We start from the raw sequence: 20,775 nt of genomic DNA on the forward strand, positions 1-20,775 counted from the left end.
CCGCGGCGGCGGTGCGGGTTTCTACGCCGAGTTTTACGTACACGTGCTCCAGGTGTTTGTTCACCGTGCGCGGGCTGAGGCCAAGGATGTCGCCGATGTCGCGGTTGGTCTTGCCGCAGGCCACCCAGCGCAGCACTTCCACTTCCCGTTCGGTGAGCTGAAAGCGCGCCGAGAGCGTGGCGTAGGCTGGCTCGTCGTTGAGTGTTAGCGGCTGCGCCTGGCTGGCGGCGCGCGCGGTTTGCAGAATGCGCGCGGTGCGCAGGTGCGAGGCCACGCGGGCGAGCACTTCCTCGGTGTTGATCGGCTTGGTCACGTAGTCGATACCGCCGGCCTCGAAGCCTTTGACCACGTGCTCGCTGTCGGTCAGGGCGGTCATAAACAGCACCGGAATATCGGCGGTGGCGACGTCGGCCTTGATCCGCTGACAGGTTTCGAAGCCGTCCAGCCCCGGCATCATGGCGTCGAGCAGAATCAGGTCCGGGCGCCGGCGCTGAATGCGGCTCAGGGCGCTGAGGCCATCCAGCGCCACCAGCACCATATAGCCGACTTCATCGAGGGCGTCGGAGAGCAGGGCGAGGTTGTCCGGGGTGTCGTCGACAATCAGGATCACCCCACGCTCGGCCGCGCGGGTGTGCTGCTCAGATGGATGGGTCAGCGCGTTCATGCTCGGCCTCCTTGAGTTGGCGGTTGAATTCGTCCAGGCGGTAGCTTTTCACCAGGGCCCGCAGGGGCGCGGTGAAGCCGGTGCTGGCGGGGGTCAGCCGATCAATGGCGTCGAGTTTCTCCTGAATACCGCGGATATAACCGATGGCGCCGAGTTCGCGCAGGGCGTCGAGGTCGTTGGCGCTGGGCAACACGCGGGTGGCGTGCATGGGCGCAGGCAGGGGGGCGGTGCGCCGTAGCCAGTGCAGATCGAGATGCTTGTGAATGCGTTCGAGTAACTCCGGGGTGTGCACCGGTTTGGCCAGGTAGTCGTTGCAGTCGGCGCTGACGCTGCGTTCGCGGTCATCGGCAAAGGCATTGGCGGAGATCACGATGATTGGCGCCTGAGACATGGCGTTGCGGCGGATCAGCCGGCTGGTTTCCCAGCCGTCCATCTGCGGCATCGACAGGTCCATCAGGATCAGGTCGGGGTGGAGCAGGGCGGCCTGCCGAATCGCTTCCTGACCGCTGGCGGCCTGGGCGATGCTGAACCCCAGCGGTTCGAGCATGCCGGCCAATACGCGGCGGTGTTCGATATGGTCGTCCACCACCAGAATCAGCCGGCGCGGGCCCTGGTAGCCGATGATGTCGTGCTCCACGTGTATCACCGCCTGCGGCACGCGCACCTCGGAGAGGAACAGGCGCACCTGAAAGCGCGTGCCCTGATCCGGCACGCTGCTCACCGAGAGTTCACCGCCCATCAATGAGGTGAGCATGCGCGTGATGGTCAGACCCAGGCCGACGCCGTTGTCCTGACGCAGCAGGTCGCCGCGCTCGAACGGCTGGAAGATGCGCTCGATCTGCTGCGGGTCGATGCCGATGCCGGTGTCGATGATCTCGAAGCTGGCGGTTTCGCGCAGGTAGCTGACGCGCAGGCAGACCTCGCCGCTGTCGGTAAAACGCACCGCATTGCCGAGCAGGTTGATCAGGATCTGCCGCACGCGCTTCTCATCACCGCGCACCACCGCCGGCATGCGTCCGCTGGTTTCCAGGCGAAAGCGCAGGCCTTTTTCTTCGGCCTGGGGGGTGAACATGCGTTCGAGCTGGTGAATAAATTCGGGGAAGGGGATTTCCGTCAGTTCCAGGTTGAGCTTGCCGGCCTCGATCTTGGCTACGTCGAGCAGGCCGTCGATCAGCGACAGCAGGTGCGAGCCGCTGCGAAAGATCGTCGCCAGGGCGTCCTGGTGCTGGCCCGGCATGCCGGCGTCGCGCTGCAGAATCTGCGTATAGCCGAGGATGCTGTTGAGTGGCGTGCGCAGCTCGTGGGACAGTCCGGTGACGTAGCGGCTCTTGGCGGCGTTGGCGGCTTCGCTGGCCTCCTTGGCTTTCTGCAGGGCCTCGTCGGTTTTGCGGTGGGCTTCGATCTCCTGCATCAGCAGTTGGGTCTGGCGGTCGGATTCCTCCTGCGCCACCCGGCGGCTTTCGCGGGTCAGCACCACCCACCAGGCGAGAATCGCGGCGAATAGCGACAGGGTCAGAAAGGCCTTGAGAAATGCCAGGTAGAGGGTCTCTTGCGCCTCCGGCGATTGCGCCACCAGCCCCTGAGACACCTGGCTGTAGATCAGCGCCAGGGCGCCGAACAGCAGCGCCACCAAGACCGTCAGCAAACCGAGGTACTGCGCCAGGCGGCTGTGCAGGCGCGGGATCGAGACCCGCGGAAACAGCCAGCGAACAAAATCGTCGAGTTGCTCGGACAGCCGCGCCCGCGGCTTGCAGGCATCACCGCAGCGCGCATCGAGTGAGCAACACAGTGAGCAGATCGGCGTGCTGTAGGCCGGGCAGAAGGCCATGTCTTCGCTCTCGAAGGCGTTACTGCACAGGCCGCATTGCGCGGTGGTGGTGGCGCCGAGGGGGTAGAGCAGCAACGGGTCGCTGCTGCGCGCCAGGTAGTAGCGCCCACCTGTGAGCCAGGCGATCAGCGGGGCGAACAGCATGGCCGAGCCGAGGGCGACGACCGGCGAGGCGGCCTGTGCCAGTTGGCCGAACAGGCCGCCGTGGGCCAGGATCGACAGCAAGGAGGCGATCAGCATGGCGCCGACGCCCACCGGGTTGATGTCGTAGAGGTGCGCACGCTTGAATTCGATGTGTTTGGGCGACAGGCCCAGCGGCTTGTTGATCACCAGATCGGCGACCACCGCGCCAATCCAGGCGATGGCGATATTGGCGTACAGGCCGAGCACTTCCTCGATCGCCTGGAACACCCCCAGCTCCATCAGGATCAGGGCGATGGCGACGTTGAACACCAGCCACACCACGCGCCCCGGATGGCTGTGGGTGACGCGGGCAAAGAAGTTCGACCAGGCCAGCGAGCCGGCATAGGCGTTGGTCAGGTTGATCTTCACCTGGCTGACGATAACGAACAGCACCATCGCCGCCAGCGCCCACTCGGGGGAGCTGAACACGTAATTGAAGGCCACCAGGTACATCTGCGTCGGCTCGGCGGCGCGCTCCATGGGGATTTCATGCTGCAGGGCGAGAAAGGCCAGGAAGGCCCCGGCGAGCATTTTCAGGGCGCCGGGGATGATCCAGCCCGGCCCGGCCATCAGCAGCGCGGCCCACCAGCGGGTGCGGTTGCGCCGGGTCTTTTCCGGGAGAAAGCGCAGGTAGTCGACCTGTTCGCCAATCTGCGTGACCAACGCCAGGGCCACGGTGCAGGCGGCGCCGAAGTACAGCAGGTTGAACGCGCCGCCTTCGCCCTCGCGGCCGGCGAAGGTCGTCCAGTCACTGAGCGCTTCGGGGTTTTTACTGATCACGAAGACGTAAGGCAAAAACAGCAGAAACAGCCACAGCGGCTGGCTCCACATCTGCAAGCGGTTGATCAGGGTGATGCCGTAGGCCACCAGGGGGATGACGATCACCGAACAGATCACATAGGCCAGCGCCAGCGGGATGTTGAAGTACAACTCCAGGGCCAGGGCCATGATCGCCGCTTCGAGGGCGAAGAACAGGAAGGTGAAGCTGGCGTAGATCAGCGAAGTGATGGTCGAGCCGATATAGCCGAAACCGGCGCCACGGGTCAGCAGGTCCATGTCCACGCCGTAACGCGCGGCGTAGTAGCTGATCGGCAGGCCGGTGAGGAAGATCACCAGGCTCACCGCGAGGATGGCCCACAGCGTATTGGTAAAGCCGTAGCTCAGCGCCAGGGCGCCGCCGATGGCCTCCAGGGCGAGAAACGACACCGCACTCAGGGCGGTGTTGGCGATGCGCAGCTCCGACCACTTGCGAAACGACCTGGGGGTGAAGCGCAGGGCGTAGTCTTCCATGGTCTCGTCGGCGACCCAGCTGTTGTAGTCGCGGCGGATCTTGACGATGCGCTGGGTGCCGGTCGGTTGCACAAGGATGCTCCTGAGTCGTGACTAATACGCTTGTTTGAATTTGCAACATCCATGCCCTGCGTCTGCAACCGCCGTCCTTGCGCGCGCGGACTTCTGTCTGCCTGCAAGCTCGGGCGTGAGCTTGCACCAGCGTGGGGCGCGCGGCAGTACGTCAGATGACGTATGCCGTTACGTCATGCTGCGTATACCGTCCGCGCCGGTGGCAAACGCATGCTGGTGGCGAACCGAACTGGTACCCGCAAGGCGAGCCAGGGAGGAAAACCACCCAGAGGAGCATGACCATGGATTCACCGACTCGCTTTCTCCCTCGCCGGTTAGCCTTGGGTGCTGCGGCACTCTCGCTACTGGCGGCCAGTGTGTTCAGCCAGATGGCCCTGGCCGAGGTCAACAGCACCGGCCTGGCCGTGACCGACACCGAAGTCACGGTCGGCCAGCTGCACTCGGCCACCGGCACCATGGCCATTTCCGAAACCGGTTCGATCCAGGCCGAGCGTCTGGCCATCGAGCAAATCAACGCCAGCGGCGGCATCCTCGGCCGGCAGATCAAGATAATCCAGGAAGACGGCGCCTCCGACTGGCCGACCTTCGCCGAAAAAGCCAAGAAGCTGCTGGTCGGCGACAAGGTGGCGGCGGTGTTCGGCTGCTGGACTTCGGCCTCGCGCAAGGCCGTGCTGCCGGTGTTCGAGAAGGAAAACGGCCTGCTCTACTACCCGACCTTCTATGAAGGCCTGGAGCAGTCGAAGAACGTCATCTACACCGGTCAGGAAGCCACCCAGCAGATTCTCGCCGGCCTCGACTGGATCGCCAAGGAGAAGGGCGCCAAGACCTTCTACCTGATCGGCTCGGACTACATCTGGCCGCGCACCTCGATGAAGATCGCCCGCAAGCACATCGAAAACGTGCTCGGCGGCACCGTGGTCGGCGAGGAGTATTACCCGCTGGGCAACACCCAGTTCGGCTCGCTGATCAACAAGGTCAAGCTGAAGAAGCCTGACGTGGTCTTCACTGCGGTGGTCGGTGGCTCCAACGTCGCCTTCTATAAGCAGATGAAAGCCGCCGGCGTCACCAGCGCCAAGCAGACCCTGCTGACCCTGTCGGTCACCGAGGATGAACTGCTGGGCATTGGCGGCGAGAACATGGACGGTTTCTACGCCTCCATGAAGTACTTCCAGAGCCTCGACAACCCTAACAACACCGCCTTTGTCGAAGCCTTCAAGGCCAAGTACGGCAAGGATGCAGTGATCGGTGACGTGACCCAGGCCGCCTACCTCGGCCCATGGCTGTGGAAAGCCGCGGTCGAGAAAGCCGGTAGCTTCGACGTCGACAAAGTGGCTGCCGCCTCCCCAGGTATCGAGCTGACCAGCGCGCCGGAAGGCTACGTCAAGGTGCATGAAAACCATCACCTGTGGAGCAAGACCCGCATCGGCCAGGTGCAGGCTGACGGCCAGTTCAAGGTGGTGTTCGAGTCCGACCTGATCGAACCGAATCCTTTCCCCAAGGGCTACCAATAAGCGCTGTCGACCACCTGTAGGAGCCTCGCCGGCAAGCCGGCTCCTACAGGATTTTCTCTTCTCTTCTGGGGACCATCATCATGGAATGGCTATCGGAATTTGGTGCCATCGCGGCCATGCAGGGCTTCAACGGCTTGTCCGTGTTCTGCGTGCTGCTGCTGATGGCCCTGGGGCTGGCGATCATCTTTGGGCAGATGGGCGTGATCAACATGGCCCACGGTGAGTTCCTCACCATCGGCGCCTACACCACCTACGTGGTCTCGGTGCTGACCGAGCAATACGCAGCGTTTTTCGGTCCGTACTACTTTTTTCTCGCCATCGTGCTGTCGTTTTTTATCGCCGGCGCGATTGGCTGGCTGGTGGAGTGGGCGATGATCAGCAAGCTCTACCAGCGCCCGCTGGACACCTTGCTGGCCACCTGGGGGCTGTCGTTGGTGATGCAGCAGGCCTTCCGTTCGATCTTCGGCGCGCGGGAAGTCAGCGCCACCTTGCCGGAATGGCTGATGGGCTCGTGGAACCCCACCGAGGCCATCGACATCCCGCGCAACGGTCTGTTCGTCATGGGCCTCACCGTGCTGATGACCGGCATGATCTTCCTTATGCTCTACCGCTCGCGCTGGGGCTTGCAGGTGCGCGCCACGGTGCAGAACCGGGTGATGAGCCGCGCCGTGGGCATCAACACCAAGCGGGTCGACCGCATGACCTTTGCCCTCGGTTGCGGTGTCGCTGGGGTAGCCGGCGCGGCCTTCACCACCATCGGCTCGACCGGCCCGACCGCCGGCTCGCTGTACATCGTCGACACCTTCCTGGTGGTGGTCTTCGGCGGCGCGTCGAGCCTGTTCGGCACCATCGCCTCGGCCTTCAGCATCGCCCAGGCGCAGTCGCTGATGGAGTTCTTTATGAGCGGTTCGATGGCCAAGGTGTTCACCCTGTCTGCGGTGATCCTGATTCTGATGCTGCGTCCGCAAGGGCTGTTCTCCATCAAAGTGCGCAAGTAAGGAGCCATCCCATGAACCCGACACTCGATAAGTTTCTCGGCGGCAAGCAGGGCGCGATTGGTCTGGCGGTGCTGGCCACGTTGATTCTGGTGGTGTTCCCGCTGGCGCTGGATGCCTTTCGCCTGAATATGGTCGGCAAGTACCTGACCTACGCCTTTGTCGCCGTGGGCCTGGTGCTGTGCTGGGGCTATGGCGGCATTCTCAGCCTCGGCCAGGGCGTGTTCTTCGGCCTCGGCGGCTATTGCATGGCGATGTTTCTCAAGCTCGAAGCCAGTGACCCGGAAAGCACCAAGATCCAGTCCACCCCCGGCATTCCGGATTTTATGGACTGGAACCAGATCACCGAACTGCCGCTGCTCTGGCAGCCCTTCCACAGCTTCGGTTTCACCCTGCTGGCGGTGATTGCGGTGCCGGTGATCCTGGCGCTGGTGATCGGTGTGGCGATGTTCAAGCGTCGCGTCGGTGATGTGTACTTCTCCATCGTCACCCAGGCGATTGCGTTGATTCTCACCGTGCTGATCATCGGCCAGCAGGGCCTGACCGGTGGGGTCAACGGCATCACCGACCTGAAAACCCTGATGGGCTGGGACATCCGCGACGACAGCTCGAAGCTGATCCTCTACTTCATCAACGCCTTCCTGTTGTTCGGCTGCATCCTGATCGGCCGCTTTATCCTCGCCTCCAAGCTCGGCCGCCTGCTGATGGCGATGCGCGACAAGGAGGAGCGGGTGCGTTTCTCCGGCTACGATGTGGCCAGTTTCAAGATCTTCGTGTTCTGCGTGGCGGCGGCGTTTTCCGCGATTGGCGGAGCGATGTTCGCCTTGCAGGTGGGCTTTATGTCGCCGAGCTTCGTCGGCATCGTGCCGTCGATCGAGATGGTGATCTTCGCCGCCGTCGGAGGGCGCATGTCACTGCTGGGCGCGGTGTATGGCGCGCTGCTGGTCAACTACGGCAAGACCTACTTTTCCGAAACCTTCCCCGAGCTGTGGCTGTACCTGATGGGCGGGCTGTTTATCGCCGTGGTCATGTACTTCCCCAATGGTCTCGCCGGCCTGTGGGAAAGCCACGGGCGCAAATGGCTGGGCAAGTTCAGCCGCAAACCCGCACCGGCCAAGACTCCCTCGCCAGCCGCAGAAACCCCGGCGACCACTAGCCAACCCCGTGAACTGGAGACCACCCCATGAGCCAGCCAAGCGGATTCCAGATGCCCAAACCGGTGCTGGCCATCGAAGGCCTGAGCGTGTCGTTCGATGGTTTCAAGGCGGTGGATGACCTCAACCTGTATATCGACCGCAACGAGGTACGGGTGGTGATTGGCCCTAACGGCGCCGGCAAGACCACGGTGCTCGACCTGATCTGTGGCAAGACCCGCGCCACCGCCGGCAGCATCCAGTTCGAGAGCCGCGAGCTGACCAAAATGCGCGAGTTCGACATCGTCCGTGCCGGGGTGGGGCGCAAATTCCAGAACCCCTCGATCTACGAAAACCTCACGGTGTTCGAGAACCTGGAAATGTCCTACCCCAAGGGCCGTAAGGTATTCGGCGCGCTGTTCTTCAAACGCAGCGCCGAGGTGATTGCGCGGGTCGAGCAGATCGCCGCGGAAATCATGCTCACCGACAACCTCTACCTGCAGGCCGACCTGCTGTCCCACGGCCAGAAGCAGTGGCTGGAGATCGGCATGTTGCTGATGCAGGACCCGGCGCTGCTGATGCTCGACGAACCGGTGGCGGGCATGAGCGTCAATGAACGCCTGCAGACCGCCGAACTGCTCAAGCGCATCAGCCAGGGCCGCTCTGTGCTGGTTATCGAGCACGACATGGAGTTCGTCAAAAGCATCGCGCACAAGGTCACCGTGTTGCACCAGGGCAAGGTGCTGGCCGAGGGCAGCATGGAGGCGGTGCAGAGCAACCCGAAAGTGATTGAGGTGTATCTAGGGCATTGAGTTGCTTCATGCATCCAACAGCGCTAGCCCGGATGGCATCCGGGCCACGTTCAACAAGGAGTTTTCCATGTTCCAGATCAGCAACCTCGCCTCCGGCTACGGCCAGAGCCAGATCCTCCATGACCTCAACCTCAACGTGGCCAAGCGCGAAATCGTTGCGGTGATGGGCCGCAACGGCATGGGCAAGACCACCCTGTTCAAGAGCCTGATGGGCGTGTTGCCGCAGTGGGGCGGGCAGATCAGCGTGGACGGCTGCGACATCTCCAAACTGGAAACCCACCAGCGGGTCGAGAGCGGTATCGCCTACGTGCCCCAGGGGCGGATGATCTTCCCCAGCATGAGCGTGCTGGAGAACATCCAGACCGGCCTGCCGGCGTCGGCCAAGGGCAAGGTGCCAGACGATTTGTATGCGCTGTTCCCGGTGCTGCAGGAGATGCGCCACCGCAAGGGCGGCAACCTTTCTGGCGGTCAGCAACAGCAACTGGCCATCGCCCGCGCGCTGGCGACCAACCCCAAGGTGCTGCTGCTGGATGAGCCAACCGAGGGCATTCAGCCGTCGATCATCAAGGACATCGCCCGTACCCTGAAGGAGATCCGCAACCTGCGCGATCTGACCATCGTGGTGTCCGAGCAGGTGCTGTCGTTCACCCTGGAAATCGCCGACCGCTTTCTGGTGATCGAGAAGGGCAAGTTCGTGGTCGAGGAGAGCCGCGACAAGGTCGACGAGGCGACCATCAGCCGCTATTTATCGGTGTAATTGCGCAGGTTTTCCGTTTTGCGGCTGGCGTGTTCTCCATGCGCTGGCCGCTTTTTCGCGTCCGCGAAAAAATCCTGCGGGCCTTATGAATGCTGATGCAGGGCATACGTCATCCGACGTATTTGCCGATTTCCTCGCGCGTTGAAGACTAGCTCCGTACCCCGGCGCTGTGGCGCCAAGTCCCCCCTCAATGGTCCCAGGAGCTTTGTCATGACCGAAACGCTGATCAAGGTCGACCTCAACCAGCCCGCCACCGAAAACGAGCAGATCCATAACCGCTGGCACCCGGATATTCCGATGGCCTGCTGGGTCAAACCGGGTGACGATTTTATCCTCGAAACCTACGACTGGACCGCCGGCGCGATCAAGAACAACGACGACGCCAGCGATGTGCGCGACGTGGATCTGTCCACCGTGCATTACCTCTCAGGCCCGGTGGGCGTACACGGCGCCGAGCCGGGCGATCTGCTGGTGGTCGACCTGCTCGATATCGGCGCCATGGCCGACTCGCAGTGGGGTTTCAACGGCTTCTTCTCGCGGCAGAACGGCGGTGGTTTTCTCACCGACCACTTCCCCATGGCGCAGAAGGCCATCTGGGATTTCAAGGGCATGTTTACCAGCAGCCGGCACATTCCGGGGGTGAACTTCGCCGGGCTGATCCACCCCGGTCTGATTGGCTGCCTGCCGGACCACAAGATGCTCGCCGACTGGAACAAGCGCGAGCAGGAACTGATCGATACCGATCCTAACCGCGTGCCGGCCTTGGCCAACCCGCCGATGGCGCCCACCGCACACATGGGCAAGATGAAGGGCGAGGCCCGCGATCTGGCCGCCCTGACCGGCGCACGTACCGTGCCGCCCCGTGAGCACGGCGGTAACTGCGACATCAAGGACCTGTCGCGTGGCTCGAAGATCTTCTTCCCGGTCTATGTCAACGGTGCCGGGCTGTCGGTGGGCGACCTGCACTTCAGCCAGGGCGATGGCGAGATCACCTTCTGCGGCGCCATCGAGATGGCCGGCTGGGTGCATATGAAAGTCGAGCTGATCAAGGGCGGCATGGCCAAGTACGGGATCAAGAACCCGGTGTTCAAGCCCAGCCCGATCACTCCGAACTACAAGAACTACCTGATCTTCGAAGGCATCTCGGTGGACGAGGCCGGCAAGCAGCATTCTCTGGACGTCAGTATCGCCTACAAGCAGGCCTGCCTGAATGCCATCAACTACCTGACCAAGTTCGGCTATTCGCCGGCCCAGGGCTATGCGCTGCTCGGTTCGGCACCGGTGCAGGGGCATATCAGCGGTATCGTCGACGTGCCCAACGCCTGCGCCACTTTGTGGCTGCCGACGGAGATCTTCGAGTTCGATATCAACCCCAACGCCAACGGCCCGACCAAGTTCCTCGATGGCAGCATCGACCTGCCCATCGCCCCGGACAAGTAATCCAGCGCCCCCCTCTGGCATTAACGGGAGACGACTGCATGGATGCAGGAGGTAGGGCGACGCAGGATGCCCAAGCCGAGGGGTGGTTGCTTAGCCACGATGAGGAGGAACGACGCGATGCCAATCTACGAATACGACTGCGCCGATTGCGGCGATTTCACCCAGTTGCGGCCGATGGCCGAGCGTGACCAGCCCTGCAGCTGCCCCTGGTGTGGCGGGGTCAGCGCGCGGGTGATTCTCAGCGCGCCGAGCCTGGCTATCATGGCCGGCAGCCAGCGTCGCGCCATTGCCGCCAACGAACGCAGCGCCCATGCGCCGCAAACGGTTGAGGAATATGCGCAGAGCCGCAAGCACCCAAAAGGCTGCGGTTGCTGCACACCGAATAAGCCCTTGGCGCCAACCAAGGCCAATCCCCATGCGCTGAAAACCAAACCCAGCGCGCGGCCGTGGATGATCAGTCACTGAGGCTGTTGCTCAGGCAGGCGCCCAGCCAAACAACGCGGCGGCGTTGCGGCTGCTGGCGCTGGCCAGCTCCTCGGCGCTGATGCCGCGTAGTTCGGCCAAAGCTATGCAGATGTCCGGCAGGTATTGCGGGCTGTTGCGCTGGTTGGGGTGCATGGCGGGGGCCATGTCGGGTGAGTCGGTTTCCAGCACGATGGCTTCCAGCGGCAGTTGCGCCACCACTTTGCGCAGGCGCAGTGCCTGCGGCCAGGTCGGCGCGCCGCCGAGGCCGAGTTTGAAACCGAGCTTGAGGTACTCGCGGGCTTCTTCGTAACTGCCGGCGAAGGCATGGATGATCCCGCCGCGTTTGGGTTTGTAGCGCTTGAGCGTGGCGATGGTCGCGGCATGGGCGCGGCGCACATGCAGCAGGGCGGGCAGTTCGAATTCGTTGGCCAGTTTGAGCTGCGCCTCGAACAGCTGTTGCTGCTGCGCGCGGTCCAGCTGTTCGAGAAAATAGTCCAGGCCGAACTCGCCCACGGCGCAGAGCTTGGGGTGGCCAGCCAGGCGCTGCAGCCAGTCGCGCAGCTCGCCCAGGTGCTCGGGGCGGTGTTCAGCCAGGTAAACCGGGTGCAGGCCGCAGGCGGCGTACAGGCGGTCTTCGCTCTGCACCAGATCCCAGACACGCTGCCAGTTGGCCTGGTGCACACCCAGCACCACCAGCTTCTCCACCCCTTGCTCGCGGCTGCTGCTCAGCACTGCGGCGCGATCGGCGTCAAAGTCGGGAAAGTCCAGATGGGTGTGGGTATCGATCAGGTGCATGGGCTAGGTTTATCTGTAAAAGGACGTTGTGCAGGGAGCAGGGTAGCTTATGGATAGGCTGTTGCGGGAGCGCGCCAGAGTGCTGCGGCAAGAAATGACGGAGGCGGAGCGTTGTCTGTGGCAGCAACTGCGGGCACATCGTTTTATGGGGTTGAAGTTCAGGCGGCAAAAGCCCTTGGGTCGTTACATCGTGGACTTCGCCTGTCTGGAGGTAGGGCTGATCATTGAGCTGGATGGTGGTCAGCATACTGAGCAGGTCGCTTATGACCAGCAGCGTGATTTATGGCTACAAGAGCAGGGGCTTACCGTGCTGCGTTTTTGGAATCATGAAGCGTTGCAGCAAACGGAGGCTGTGCTTGAACGCGTTCGATTATGGATAGACCAAGAGCGGCCCTCTCCCCCAACCCCTCTCCCGCAAGCGGGCGAGGGGAGTTAATCGCGTAGCTTGTTGGATTGGTGGTTTAGCCAGGCTGAGAGTTGATCACGGATTGGTGGCTTACCACATTCAGCCCCCTCTCCCGCTGGCGGGAGAGGGCTGGGGAGAGGGTGGTGCGCCTTAGTGATGCTCGCGCGTCGCGCGGAATTTCACGTCCGGCCAGCGTTCTTCCATCAGCGCCAGGTTGACCCGGGTCGGGGCCAGGTAGGTGAGGTGGCCGCCGCCGTCCAGCGCCAGGTTTTCCACCGCCTTGTTGGAGAATTCCTCAAGCTTCTTCTTGTCCGCGCAGTCGATCCAGCGCGCCGACCACACGGTGATCGGCTCGTAGGCGCACTCGACCTTGTATTCCTCCTTCAGGCGGCTGGCGACCACATCGAACTGCAGCACGCCGACCGCACCGAGGATGATGTCGTTGCTGCGCTCGGGGAAGAACACCTGGGTCGCGCCTTCCTCGGCCAGCTGTTGCAGGCCCTGGCGCAGCTGTTTGGATTTCAGCGGGTCTTTCAGGCGCACGCGGCGGAACAGTTCCGGGGCGAAGTGCGGAATACCGGTAAAGCCCAGTGCTTCGCCTTCGGTAAAGGTATCGCCGATCTGGATGGTGCCGTGGTTATGCAGGCCGATGATGTCGCCGGCGTAGGCCTCGACCAGCATCTCGCGCTCGCTGGAGAAGAAGGTCAGGGCGTCGCCGATGCGCACATCCTTGCCGGTGCGCACATGACGTATCTTCATGCCCTGGCTGTATTTGCCCGAGCAGATGCGCATAAAGGCGATGCGGTCGCGGTGCTTGGGATCCATATTCGCCTGGATCTTGAACACGAAGCCGCTGAACTTTTCTTCCACCGGCTGCACGGTGCGTTCATTGGCGACGCGCGCCAGCGGCTTGGGTGCCCAATCGACCACGGCATCCAGTACATGGTCGACGCCGAAGTTGCCCAGGGCGGTGCCGAAGAACACCGGGGTCAGTTGGCCGCTCATAAATTCGTCCTGATCGAATTCATGGCAGGCGCCCTGCACCAGCTCCAGCTGCTCGATAAAGCGCTCGTACTCGTCACCCAGGTGGGCGCGGGCCTCGTCGGAGTCGAGTTTCTCGATGATCTTGGTTTCGGTGCGCTCATGGCCGTGGCCCGGGGTGTAGACGATGATGTAGTCGTCAGCCAGGTGATACACACCTTTGAAGTCGCGGTAGCAGCCGATCGGCCAGGTGATAGGCGCGGCCTTGATCTTCAGTACCGCTTCGATCTCGTCGAGCAGCTCGATCGGGTCGCGGATATCGCGGTCGAGTTTGTTGACGAAGCTGACAATCGGCGTGTCGCGCAGCCGGCATACATCCATCAGGGCGATGGTGCGTGGCTCAACGCCCTTACCACCGTCGAGCACCATCAGCGCGCTGTCCACGGCAGTCAGGGTGCGGTAGGTGTCTTCCGAGAAGTCCTCGTGGCCGGGGGTGTCGAGCAGGTTGATCATATGCTCGCGGTAGGGGAACTGCATCACCGAGGTGGTGATGGAGATGCCGCGCTGCTTCTCCATTTCCATCCAGTCGCTGGTGGCGTGGCGGTCGGATTTACGCGACTTCACCGTACCGGCCACGGCGATTGCCTTGCCCATCAGCAGCAGCTTCTCGGTAATGGTGGTCTTACCGGCGTCTGGGTGGGAAATGATGGCGAATGTACGGCGTTTGCCGACTTCGGTGGCCTGGATGGTCATTGTGCGGGAACCCGTCGACTGAATAGTCGGTCTGTCAAAAAAGGCGGCGATTATAACGGTAAACGCCGGTTCGCGCGGCGACCTGTAGTCAGAGGGCAAAACCACAGGTTTTTCGCGCTTTGTGCAGCATTCCTGACGTTTTGTTTTGAATATAAAACGATCAATCATCAAGGCGACAAAGGGGGTTAAAAGCACGGCATTTTTTGATTGATCTCAGCCCCCCCATGGCCCTAAAGTTCGCGCCCGAACGTCCATGCTGGCAACGATCCATCCGGCTCAAGTACTGACGACGAGAGGCCCGCAGGGTTCTCGGCGACATGCCTTGGGAAGTAGGCGAACCAAAGTGGGGAAACTGATCAGGCGTTCTACCTGTGCGGACTAGCCGCCAGGTCTCCCTCAATGATGGGCAACGGCCTGCGTGCGCAGCGTTTGCCTGACTAAAATTGTGTTAACTGGTTCAGCCAACTGGAGTCCCCAGCATGTCGATCAAGATCGAAGACTATTACGCACCCGCCACGTTCCAGCGCATGAAGGCGTTTGCCGACACCCAGGAAACCCCGTTCGTGGTGATCGATACCGCGATCATCAGCCAGGCTTACGATGACCTGCGCGCCGGCTTCGAATTCGCCAAGGTGTATTACGCAGTCAAGGCCAACCCGGCGGTCGAGATTATCGACCTGCTCAAGGAAAAAGGCTCCAGCTTCGACATCGCCTCGATCTATGAGCTGGACAAGGTCATGGGCCGTGGCGTCAGCCCGGACCGCATCAGCTACGGCAACACCATCAAGAAATCCAAGGACATCCGCTACTTCTATGAGAAGGGCGTACGCCTGTTTGCCACCGACTCGGAAGCCGACCTGCGCAATATCGCCAAGGCTGCGCCGGGTGCGAAAGTCTATGTGCGCATCCTCACCGAAGGCTCGACCACGGCCGATTGGCCGCTGTCGCGCAAGTTCGGCTGCCAGACCGACATGGCCATGGACCTGCTGATCCTCGCCCGTGACCTGGGCCTGGTGCCTTACGGCCTGTCCTTCCATGTCGGCTCGCAGCAGCGCGACATCTCGGTGTGGGACGCCGCGATTGCCAAGGTCAAGGTGATTTTCGAGCGCCTGAAAGAAGAAGACGGCATCGAGCTCAAGCTGATCAACATGGGCGGCGGCTTCCCGGCCAACTACATCACCCGTACCAACAGCCTGGAAACCTATGCCGAGGAAATCATCCGCTTCCTCAAGGAAGACTTCGGCGACGACCTGCCGGAAATCATCCTCGAGCCGGGCCGTTCCTTGATCGCCAACGCCGGCATCCTGGTCAGCGAAGTGGTGCTGGTGGCGCGCAAGTCGCGTACCGCGGTGGAGCGCTGGGTGTATGTCGATGTGGGCATGTTCAGCGGCCTGATCGAAACCATGGGCGAGGCGATCAAGTTCCCCCTCTACACCGAGAAGAAGGGCGAGATGGAGGAGGTGGTGATCGCCGGGCCGACCTGCGACAGCGCCGACATCATGTACGAGAACTACAAGTACGGCCTGCCGCTCAACCTGGCCATTGGTGATCGCGTCTACTGGCTGTCCACCGGTGCCTACACCACCAGCTACAGCGCGGTGGAATTCAACGGCTTCCCGCCGCTGAAGTCGTTCTACCTGTAAGCAGCTGTCGATCCCGCCACGGCGGTAATGCCGCTCACTTGCGCCAAGTGAGCGGCATTTTTTTGCGCGTCTAAATTCAGCTCGGCGGGCTCTGGTGCCTGTGCCGCGGCAGAGACTATTACCGCAGCCTTGCCGTTCTAAGGTGTCTCCAGGGGGCGGTGGCGCATCGGTGGCAGATGCCAGTGAGGAATCACTGGAGTAATAGGGCATCATTTGGAAATTTTAATGCAAATGATTCTTAATTTATGTATCTTGCCGGCCCCTTGATTTCCACACCTAGCCCGCAAGGAGTCTGTCCTGTGTTCTGTCGCTCCCGCCTCCATCTCTCTATTGCATGGGCTTGCCTGGCCATGCCTGGCCTGCCGACCCTGGCCCAACAAGCTGTAGAGCTGGACGCTCTGACCATCAGTGCCACCCGCGCAAGGAGCGAAGCGGGCAAGACGCCGCAGAAGATCACAGTGATCAGTCGCGAGCAGATCGAGCAGCAGCTGGCGATCACCTCCGATCATGGCCAGGTGCTGAGCAACCTGATTCCGTCCTACTCGCCGAGCCGGCAGAAGATGACCAGCTCCGGCGAGACCTTTCGCGGCCGTGCGGCCCTGGTGCTGATCGATGGCGTGCCGCAATCCACGCCGCTGCGCGACAGCGCCCGCGATGGCTACACCATCGATCTGGCGATGGTCGAGCGTATCGAGGTGATCCATGGCGCCAGCGCCGAGCACGGCCTGGGCGCCACCGGCGGGATCATCAACTATGTGACGCGTCGCCCCGCGGGCGGCACCTTCAAGCAGCACGCCGGGATCAGCCTGAATGGCGCGACCGACTATGAAGCCGAAGGCCTGGGCTACAAGCTGGATTACCGCGTCGAAGGCAACCAGGGCAGCTGGGATTACCTGGCCGCGTTCAGCTGGCAGACCCGTGGCATGTTCTACGACGCCGACGGCGAGCTGATCGGCGTCGACGACACCCAGGGCGACATCATGGATTCGACCAGCAACGACCTGTTGCTCAAACTGGGCTATTGGTTCGACAGCGAGCAGAACCTCGAACTGATGGTTAACCGCTTCCAGATCGAGGGTGAGCACGACTACGTCAATGTGCCGGGCGACCGCGCCAGCGGCACCCCGGCCACTTCGCGCAAGGGCCAGCCCCTGGGCGAGGCGCCGCAGAACGAGGTGCTGGCGACCAGCCTGAACTACAAGCACGACGACCTGTTCGGCAATCGTCTGTCCGCGCAGCTGTACAGCCAGCGCTTTCGTGCGCGCTTCGGCGGCGGCAGCCACGGCACCTTCCAGGATGCGTCCATTGCCCCGGTCGGCACCCTGTTCGACCAGTCGCAGAACGAGTCGGACAAGTACGGTGGCAAGTTCAGCATCGGCCGTGAGGACATGTTCGACGGCTTGCTGGGGCTCACCGGTGGCTTCGACGTGCTGCAGGACACCACCAGCCAGATGCTGATCGAAACCGGTCGCGAATGGGTGCCGGAAACCCGTTTTCGCAACTTCGCGCCCTTCCTCCAGGCCGAAATCCAGGCTACCGAGCGGCTGACCCTGCACACCGGGGTGCGCCACGAATTCGCCCGACTGGACATCGACGATTTCCGCACCCTCGCCTCGACCAGCAAACCCGCCGGCGGTGTGAGCGTCGAAGGCGGCAGCCCGACGTTCGAGGAAACCCTGTTCAACGCCGGCCTGGTGTTCCAGGCCACCGACTGGGCGCAGGTGTTCGCCAACTACTCCGAGGGCTTCGGCATGCCGGACGTCGGCCGGGTGCTGCGTGGCATCGGCCAGCCGGGCCTGAGCGTCGACAGTTTCCTCGACCTGCAGCCGATCGTCACCGACAACCGCGAGATCGGCCTGCGCTTCAACCATGGCCCCTTCGATGCCGAAGTCAGCTACTTCGAGTCGGACGCCGAGCTGGGTTCGCGCCTGCAGAACGTCGGCGGCTTCTATCAGGTACGCCGCGAGCGCACCGAGATCGACGGCATCGAGGCGACTGCCGGCTGGCAGGTCAATCCGGTTCACCGCTTGCAGGCGACCTATGCCCAGGTCAACGGTCGCTCGGATACCGATGGCGACGGCAAGGTCGATACCGATCTGGACGGCGCCAACATCTCCCCGGATCGCTACGGTCTGAGCTGGCAGGCCAACTGGACCGATAAGCTGAACAGCCGTGTGCAGGCCAACCATTACGCCAGCCGCAGCTTCGACGACGCGGCGCTGGATTTCGACGGCTACAGCCTGGTCGACGCCTCGCTCGGCTACCGCCTGCCGGTGGGCGAGGCGAGCCTGGGCATCGAGAACTTGCTGAACAAGGACTACCTGACGTACTACGCCCAGGCCGCCAGCAAGCGTGACGACCAGATGTTCAAAGGGCGCGGGCGGACCTTCACTCTGGGTTATCAAGTCAGCTTCTGATAAGTAAGGCCTGTCGCCCGTCTATGGGTGGTCCGCGTCGGACCACCCTGCGGAACTGAAAAAATGTCGAAAAAAATTCTCTTCCAATTGCATTGGTTACTCGGCATCAGCGCCGGTCTGGTGCTGGCGCTGATGGGCCTGACCGGCGCGGCCTATTCGTTCCAGGACGAGCTGCTGCGTGCGCTCAATCCCGAGGTGTTGAGGGTCGAGGTGCGTGACGGCGGCGTATTGCCGGCGGATGTGCTGTTGCCGACGCTCGAGGCGGCCGGGCATCACAGGGTGATGCGTTTGAACGTTGAGGCGGCTACCAATGTGCCTGGACGAGTGATTTTCGCCCCGCCGCCGGGCGAGCTGCGTGGGGCGTCGCGGTATTTCGACCCCTATAGCGGCGAGCTGCTTGGCGAACCCCGCGGGCAAGGCTTTTTCGACCTGATGCTGAATCTGCACCGCTTTCTCGCCATGGGCGAGTACGGCAAGCAGATCACCGCCGCCAGCACCCTGGCGTTGATCTTTTTCTGCCTGTCCGGGCTCTATTTACGTTGGCCGCGCCAGGCCTGGAACTGGCGCGCCTGGCTAAGCCTGGACTGGGCCAAGCGCGGTCGCGCGTTCAACTGGGACTTGCATGCGGTGGCCGGCACCTGGTGCCTGGCGTTCTACCTGTGCGCGGCTCTGACCGGGCTGTATTGGTCCTACGACTGGTATCGCGAAGGCCTGACTTCTCTGCTCAGCAGCGAGCCGGCCGAGCAGCAGCGCAAGCGTGGCGGTCAGTCCGTGCCCGGCGCAGTGCCGACGTTGAACTATGCAGCGCTCTGGGGCGGGCTGCAACAAGCCGCCGGGCCGCACATGACTGGCTATAGCTTGCGCTTGCCTGCCGTCGCCGGGCAGCCGGCCACGGTGTACTACCTACGCGACGATGCCCCTCATGAACGTGCCTTCAACCAACTCAGCCTGGATCCGCAAAGCGGCGCGCCGAGCCAGCATCGGCGCTATCGCGAGCAGGCGTTTGGCGACCAACTGCTGACCAGCGTGTATGCCCTGCATGTGGGCAGCTATTTCGGCCTGACCGGACGCATCCTGATGATGCTTGCCAGCCTGGCAATGCCGCTGTTCGCCATTACCGGCTGGCTGCTCTACCTCGATCGGCGGCGCAAGAAGCGCGCGATGCTGAAAGCCCGTGGTGCCTTGCCGCCGAGCGCAGGACAGGCTGCTGACTGGCTGATCGGCTTTGCCAGCCAGAGCGGCTTCGCCGAGCAACTGGCCTGGCAAACCGCTGGGCAATTGCAGGCGGCTGGCCTGGCCGTCAGCGTGCAGCCCTTGGCCAAACTCAACGAACAGATGCTTTGCCAGGCGCACAACGCGCTGTTTGTGCTCAGTACCTTTGGCGATGGCGAGGCGCCGGACAGTGCGCGTGGCTTTGAGCGCAAGCTGCTTGGCCAGGCGCTCGGTCTTGAGCACTTGCGCTATGCCATGCTCGCCTTGGGCGACCGCCAATATCAGCACTTCTGCGGCTTTGCTCTGCGGGTGCAAGGTTGGTTGGCGCGGCAGGGCGCGCGCAGTCTGTTTGAGGCGGTGCAGGTGGACGCCGCAGATAAGTCGGCGCTGGCCCGCTGGCAGCGTCAGCTCGGTGAACTGACCGGTGCCCAGCCGCTGCATCAGGGTGAAATGCCACCCAGCCTGTGGACGCTGTCGCACCGCGAGCTGCTCAACCCTGGCAGTCAGGGCGCACCGACCTACCTGCTGAGGCTGCGTGCCGAGCAGCCTGCCGACTGGAGTGCCGGCGATATTCTCCAAGTAACGCCGCGCCACAGCGACGCCACCGTGCAGGCCTGGTTGCAGGCGCATGCGCTGGACGGCAGCCAAGCGGTCAGCCTCGACGGTCTGACCCAGTCGCTGCAGCAGGCGCTGCGCGATAAACAGTTGCCCGAGCAGTTCAGTCATCTGGTCGGCTTGCACGCCCAGGCCTTGCTGGACGCGCTGGTGCCCTTGGCCGCGCGTGAATACTCCATTGCCTCCTTGCCCAGCGACGGTGAGCTGGAGCTGATCGTGCGCCAGGAGCGGCATGCCGACGGCTCGCTGGGCCTCGGCTCCGGCTGGTTGACGCAGGGCGCGGCATTGCACGCTCAGCTGCTGGCGCGGGTACGGCGCAATAGCGCCTTCCACGCGCCGGACGATGACCGGCCAGTGATTCTGATCGGCAATGGCACCGGCCTGGCCGGGCTGCGCAGCCTGCTCAAGGCGCGGATCATCGCCGGGCATCGGCAAAACTGGCTGCTGTTCGGCGAGCGCAATGCGGCGCATGACTTCTACTGCCAGGCCGAGCTACAGGGCTGGCTGGCCACCGCTGAGCTGGCGCGCCTGGACCTGGCCTTCTCGCGCGATCAGGCCGCCAAGGTCTACGTGCAGGATCGCCTGCGTGAGGCCGCCGAGCCGCTGCGTGAGTGGCTGGCCGAGGGCGCCGCAATCTACGTCTGCGGCAGCCTCGAGGGTATGGCCGCCGGGGTTGATCAGGTGCTGCACGAGCTGCTGGGCGAAGCCGCAGTCAACACGCTGCGCGAAGAGGGCCGTTATCGCCGCGACGTGTATTGAGCTGGCCCAGGCTTCCCGCCACGGCAATGCACCACTAAGCTGAT

At 62.9% G+C, this 20,775-nt stretch carries 15 protein-coding genes; 11 read left to right on the forward strand and 4 right to left on the reverse strand.

What is annotated here, in order from left to right:
- Nucleotides 1-664, reverse strand: a 664-nt coding sequence (locus tag WA145_RS00325; RefSeq protein WP_422579651.1) for a response regulator, incomplete at its 3' end; no start/stop codon positions are given.
- Nucleotides 639-4,037: an ATP-binding protein gene (locus WA145_RS00330; RefSeq protein WP_422579652.1), complete on the reverse strand. Its 3,399-nt coding sequence runs from the start codon at nt 4,035-4,037 to the stop codon at nt 639-641. The genes WA145_RS00325 and WA145_RS00330, both read right to left, overlap by 26 nt.
- A 281-nt stretch (nt 4,038-4,318) precedes the next feature.
- Here WA145_RS00330 and urtA point away from each other — a divergent pair, with 281 nt between their 5' ends.
- From urtA to WA145_RS00365, 7 genes are all read left to right on the forward strand, one after another.
- On the forward strand, nt 4,319-5,548 hold the full coding sequence (gene urtA / locus WA145_RS00335) for an urea ABC transporter substrate-binding protein (RefSeq protein ID WP_422579653.1): 1,230 nt from the start codon (nt 4,319-4,321) through the stop codon (nt 5,546-5,548).
- A gap of 80 nt (nt 5,549-5,628) precedes the next feature.
- Nucleotides 5,629-6,546, forward strand: a complete 918-nt coding sequence (gene urtB, locus WA145_RS00340; protein WP_422579654.1) for an urea ABC transporter permease subunit UrtB — start codon at nt 5,629-5,631, stop codon at nt 6,544-6,546.
- Nucleotides 6,547-6,557: 11 nt separating this feature from the next.
- Nucleotides 6,558-7,730 carry an urea ABC transporter permease subunit UrtC gene (gene urtC, locus WA145_RS00345; RefSeq protein ID WP_422579655.1) on the forward strand — a complete coding sequence of 391 codons (1,173 nt, stop codon included), beginning with the start codon at nt 6,558-6,560 and terminating at the stop codon, nt 7,728-7,730.
- A complete protein-coding gene (gene urtD, locus WA145_RS00350; protein ID WP_422579656.1) occupies nt 7,727-8,488 on the forward strand; it encodes an urea ABC transporter ATP-binding protein UrtD in 762 nt (253 codons plus the stop codon). Before urtC ends, urtD begins: the two co-directional genes overlap by 4 nt.
- 67 nt (nt 8,489-8,555) lie before the next feature.
- The gene (gene urtE, locus WA145_RS00355) at nt 8,556-9,245 is read left to right on the forward strand and encodes an urea ABC transporter ATP-binding subunit UrtE (protein WP_422579657.1); all 690 of its coding nucleotides are present in this window, start codon (nt 8,556-8,558) and stop codon (nt 9,243-9,245) included.
- A 210-nt stretch (nt 9,246-9,455) separates the two neighbouring features.
- Nucleotides 9,456-10,685: a formamidase gene (gene fmdA, locus WA145_RS00360; protein ID WP_422579658.1), complete on the forward strand. Its 1,230-nt coding sequence runs from the start codon at nt 9,456-9,458 to the stop codon at nt 10,683-10,685.
- Between the two features lie 117 nt (nt 10,686-10,802).
- Entirely contained in the window at nt 10,803-11,150 is a 348-nt protein-coding gene (locus WA145_RS00365) for an FmdB family zinc ribbon protein (RefSeq protein ID WP_422579659.1), read from the forward strand.
- 9 nt (nt 11,151-11,159) lie between these two features.
- On the opposite strand, the gene WA145_RS00370 is transcribed toward WA145_RS00365, so the two are convergent.
- Nucleotides 11,160-11,945 carry a TatD family hydrolase gene (locus WA145_RS00370; protein ID WP_422579660.1) on the reverse strand — a complete coding sequence of 262 codons (786 nt, stop codon included), beginning with the start codon at nt 11,943-11,945 and terminating at the stop codon, nt 11,160-11,162.
- A 49-nt stretch (nt 11,946-11,994) separates the two neighbouring features.
- Between WA145_RS00370 and WA145_RS00375 the strand changes: the two genes are divergently transcribed.
- Nucleotides 11,995-12,381, forward strand: a complete 387-nt coding sequence (locus WA145_RS00375; protein WP_422579661.1) for an endonuclease domain-containing protein — start codon at nt 11,995-11,997, stop codon at nt 12,379-12,381.
- Between the two features lie 120 nt (nt 12,382-12,501).
- Here the strand turns inward: WA145_RS00375 and WA145_RS00380 are convergent, their stop codons facing one another.
- Nucleotides 12,502-14,085, reverse strand: coding sequence for a peptide chain release factor 3 (locus tag WA145_RS00380; protein ID WP_422579662.1), 1,584 nt, complete (start codon nt 14,083-14,085; stop codon nt 12,502-12,504).
- Nucleotides 14,086-14,564: 479 nt separating this feature from the next.
- Between WA145_RS00380 and WA145_RS00385 the strand changes: the two genes are divergently transcribed.
- The 3 genes from WA145_RS00385 (at nt 14,565) to WA145_RS00395 (ending at nt 20,731) form a co-directional block, all read left to right on the forward strand.
- Nucleotides 14,565-15,728, forward strand: coding sequence for a type III PLP-dependent enzyme (locus WA145_RS00385; RefSeq protein ID WP_422579663.1), 1,164 nt, complete (start codon nt 14,565-14,567; stop codon nt 15,726-15,728).
- 350 nt (nt 15,729-16,078) lie between these two features.
- Nucleotides 16,079-18,145 (forward strand): TonB-dependent receptor, encoded by a 2,067-nt coding sequence (locus WA145_RS00390; RefSeq protein WP_422579664.1) that lies wholly within the window; start codon nt 16,079-16,081, stop codon nt 18,143-18,145.
- A gap of 63 nt (nt 18,146-18,208) precedes the next feature.
- Entirely contained in the window at nt 18,209-20,731 is a 2,523-nt protein-coding gene (locus WA145_RS00395) for a PepSY domain-containing protein (protein ID WP_422579665.1), read from the forward strand.
- The last annotated feature ends 44 nt before the right edge of the window (nt 20,732-20,775 follow it).

Origin of the sequence: Pseudomonas sp. (genome assembly GCF_049301935.1) — a bacterium.
In the GTDB taxonomy this organism is placed as follows: Bacteria; Pseudomonadota; Gammaproteobacteria; order Pseudomonadales; family Pseudomonadaceae; genus Aquipseudomonas.

Bases quoted from the DNA above. Each gene is read 5' to 3' on its own strand.
- urtA (WP_422579653.1), top strand. From the start codon at position 4,319: ATGGATTCACCGACTCGCTTTCTCCCTCGCCGGTTAGCCTTGGGTGCT.
- urtB (WP_422579654.1), top strand. From the start codon at position 5,629: ATGGAATGGCTATCGGAATTTGGTGCCATCGCGGCCATGCAGGGCTTC.
- urtC (WP_422579655.1), top strand. From the start codon at position 6,558: ATGAACCCGACACTCGATAAGTTTCTCGGCGGCAAGCAGGGCGCGATT.
- urtD (WP_422579656.1), top strand. From the start codon at position 7,727: ATGAGCCAGCCAAGCGGATTCCAGATGCCCAAACCGGTGCTGGCCATC.
- urtE (WP_422579657.1), top strand. From the start codon at position 8,556: ATGTTCCAGATCAGCAACCTCGCCTCCGGCTACGGCCAGAGCCAGATC.
- fmdA (WP_422579658.1), top strand. From the start codon at position 9,456: ATGACCGAAACGCTGATCAAGGTCGACCTCAACCAGCCCGCCACCGAA.
- WA145_RS00365 (WP_422579659.1), top strand. From the start codon at position 10,803: ATGCCAATCTACGAATACGACTGCGCCGATTGCGGCGATTTCACCCAG.
- WA145_RS00370 (WP_422579660.1), bottom strand. From the start codon at position 11,945: ATGCACCTGATCGATACCCACACCCATCTGGACTTTCCCGACTTTGAC.
- WA145_RS00375 (WP_422579661.1), top strand. From the start codon at position 11,995: ATGGATAGGCTGTTGCGGGAGCGCGCCAGAGTGCTGCGGCAAGAAATG.
- WA145_RS00380 (WP_422579662.1), bottom strand. From the start codon at position 14,085: ATGACCATCCAGGCCACCGAAGTCGGCAAACGCCGTACATTCGCCATC.
- WA145_RS00385 (WP_422579663.1), top strand. From the start codon at position 14,565: ATGTCGATCAAGATCGAAGACTATTACGCACCCGCCACGTTCCAGCGC.
- WA145_RS00390 (WP_422579664.1), top strand. From the start codon at position 16,079: ATGCCTGGCCTGCCGACCCTGGCCCAACAAGCTGTAGAGCTGGACGCT.
- WA145_RS00395 (WP_422579665.1), top strand. From the start codon at position 18,209: ATGTCGAAAAAAATTCTCTTCCAATTGCATTGGTTACTCGGCATCAGC.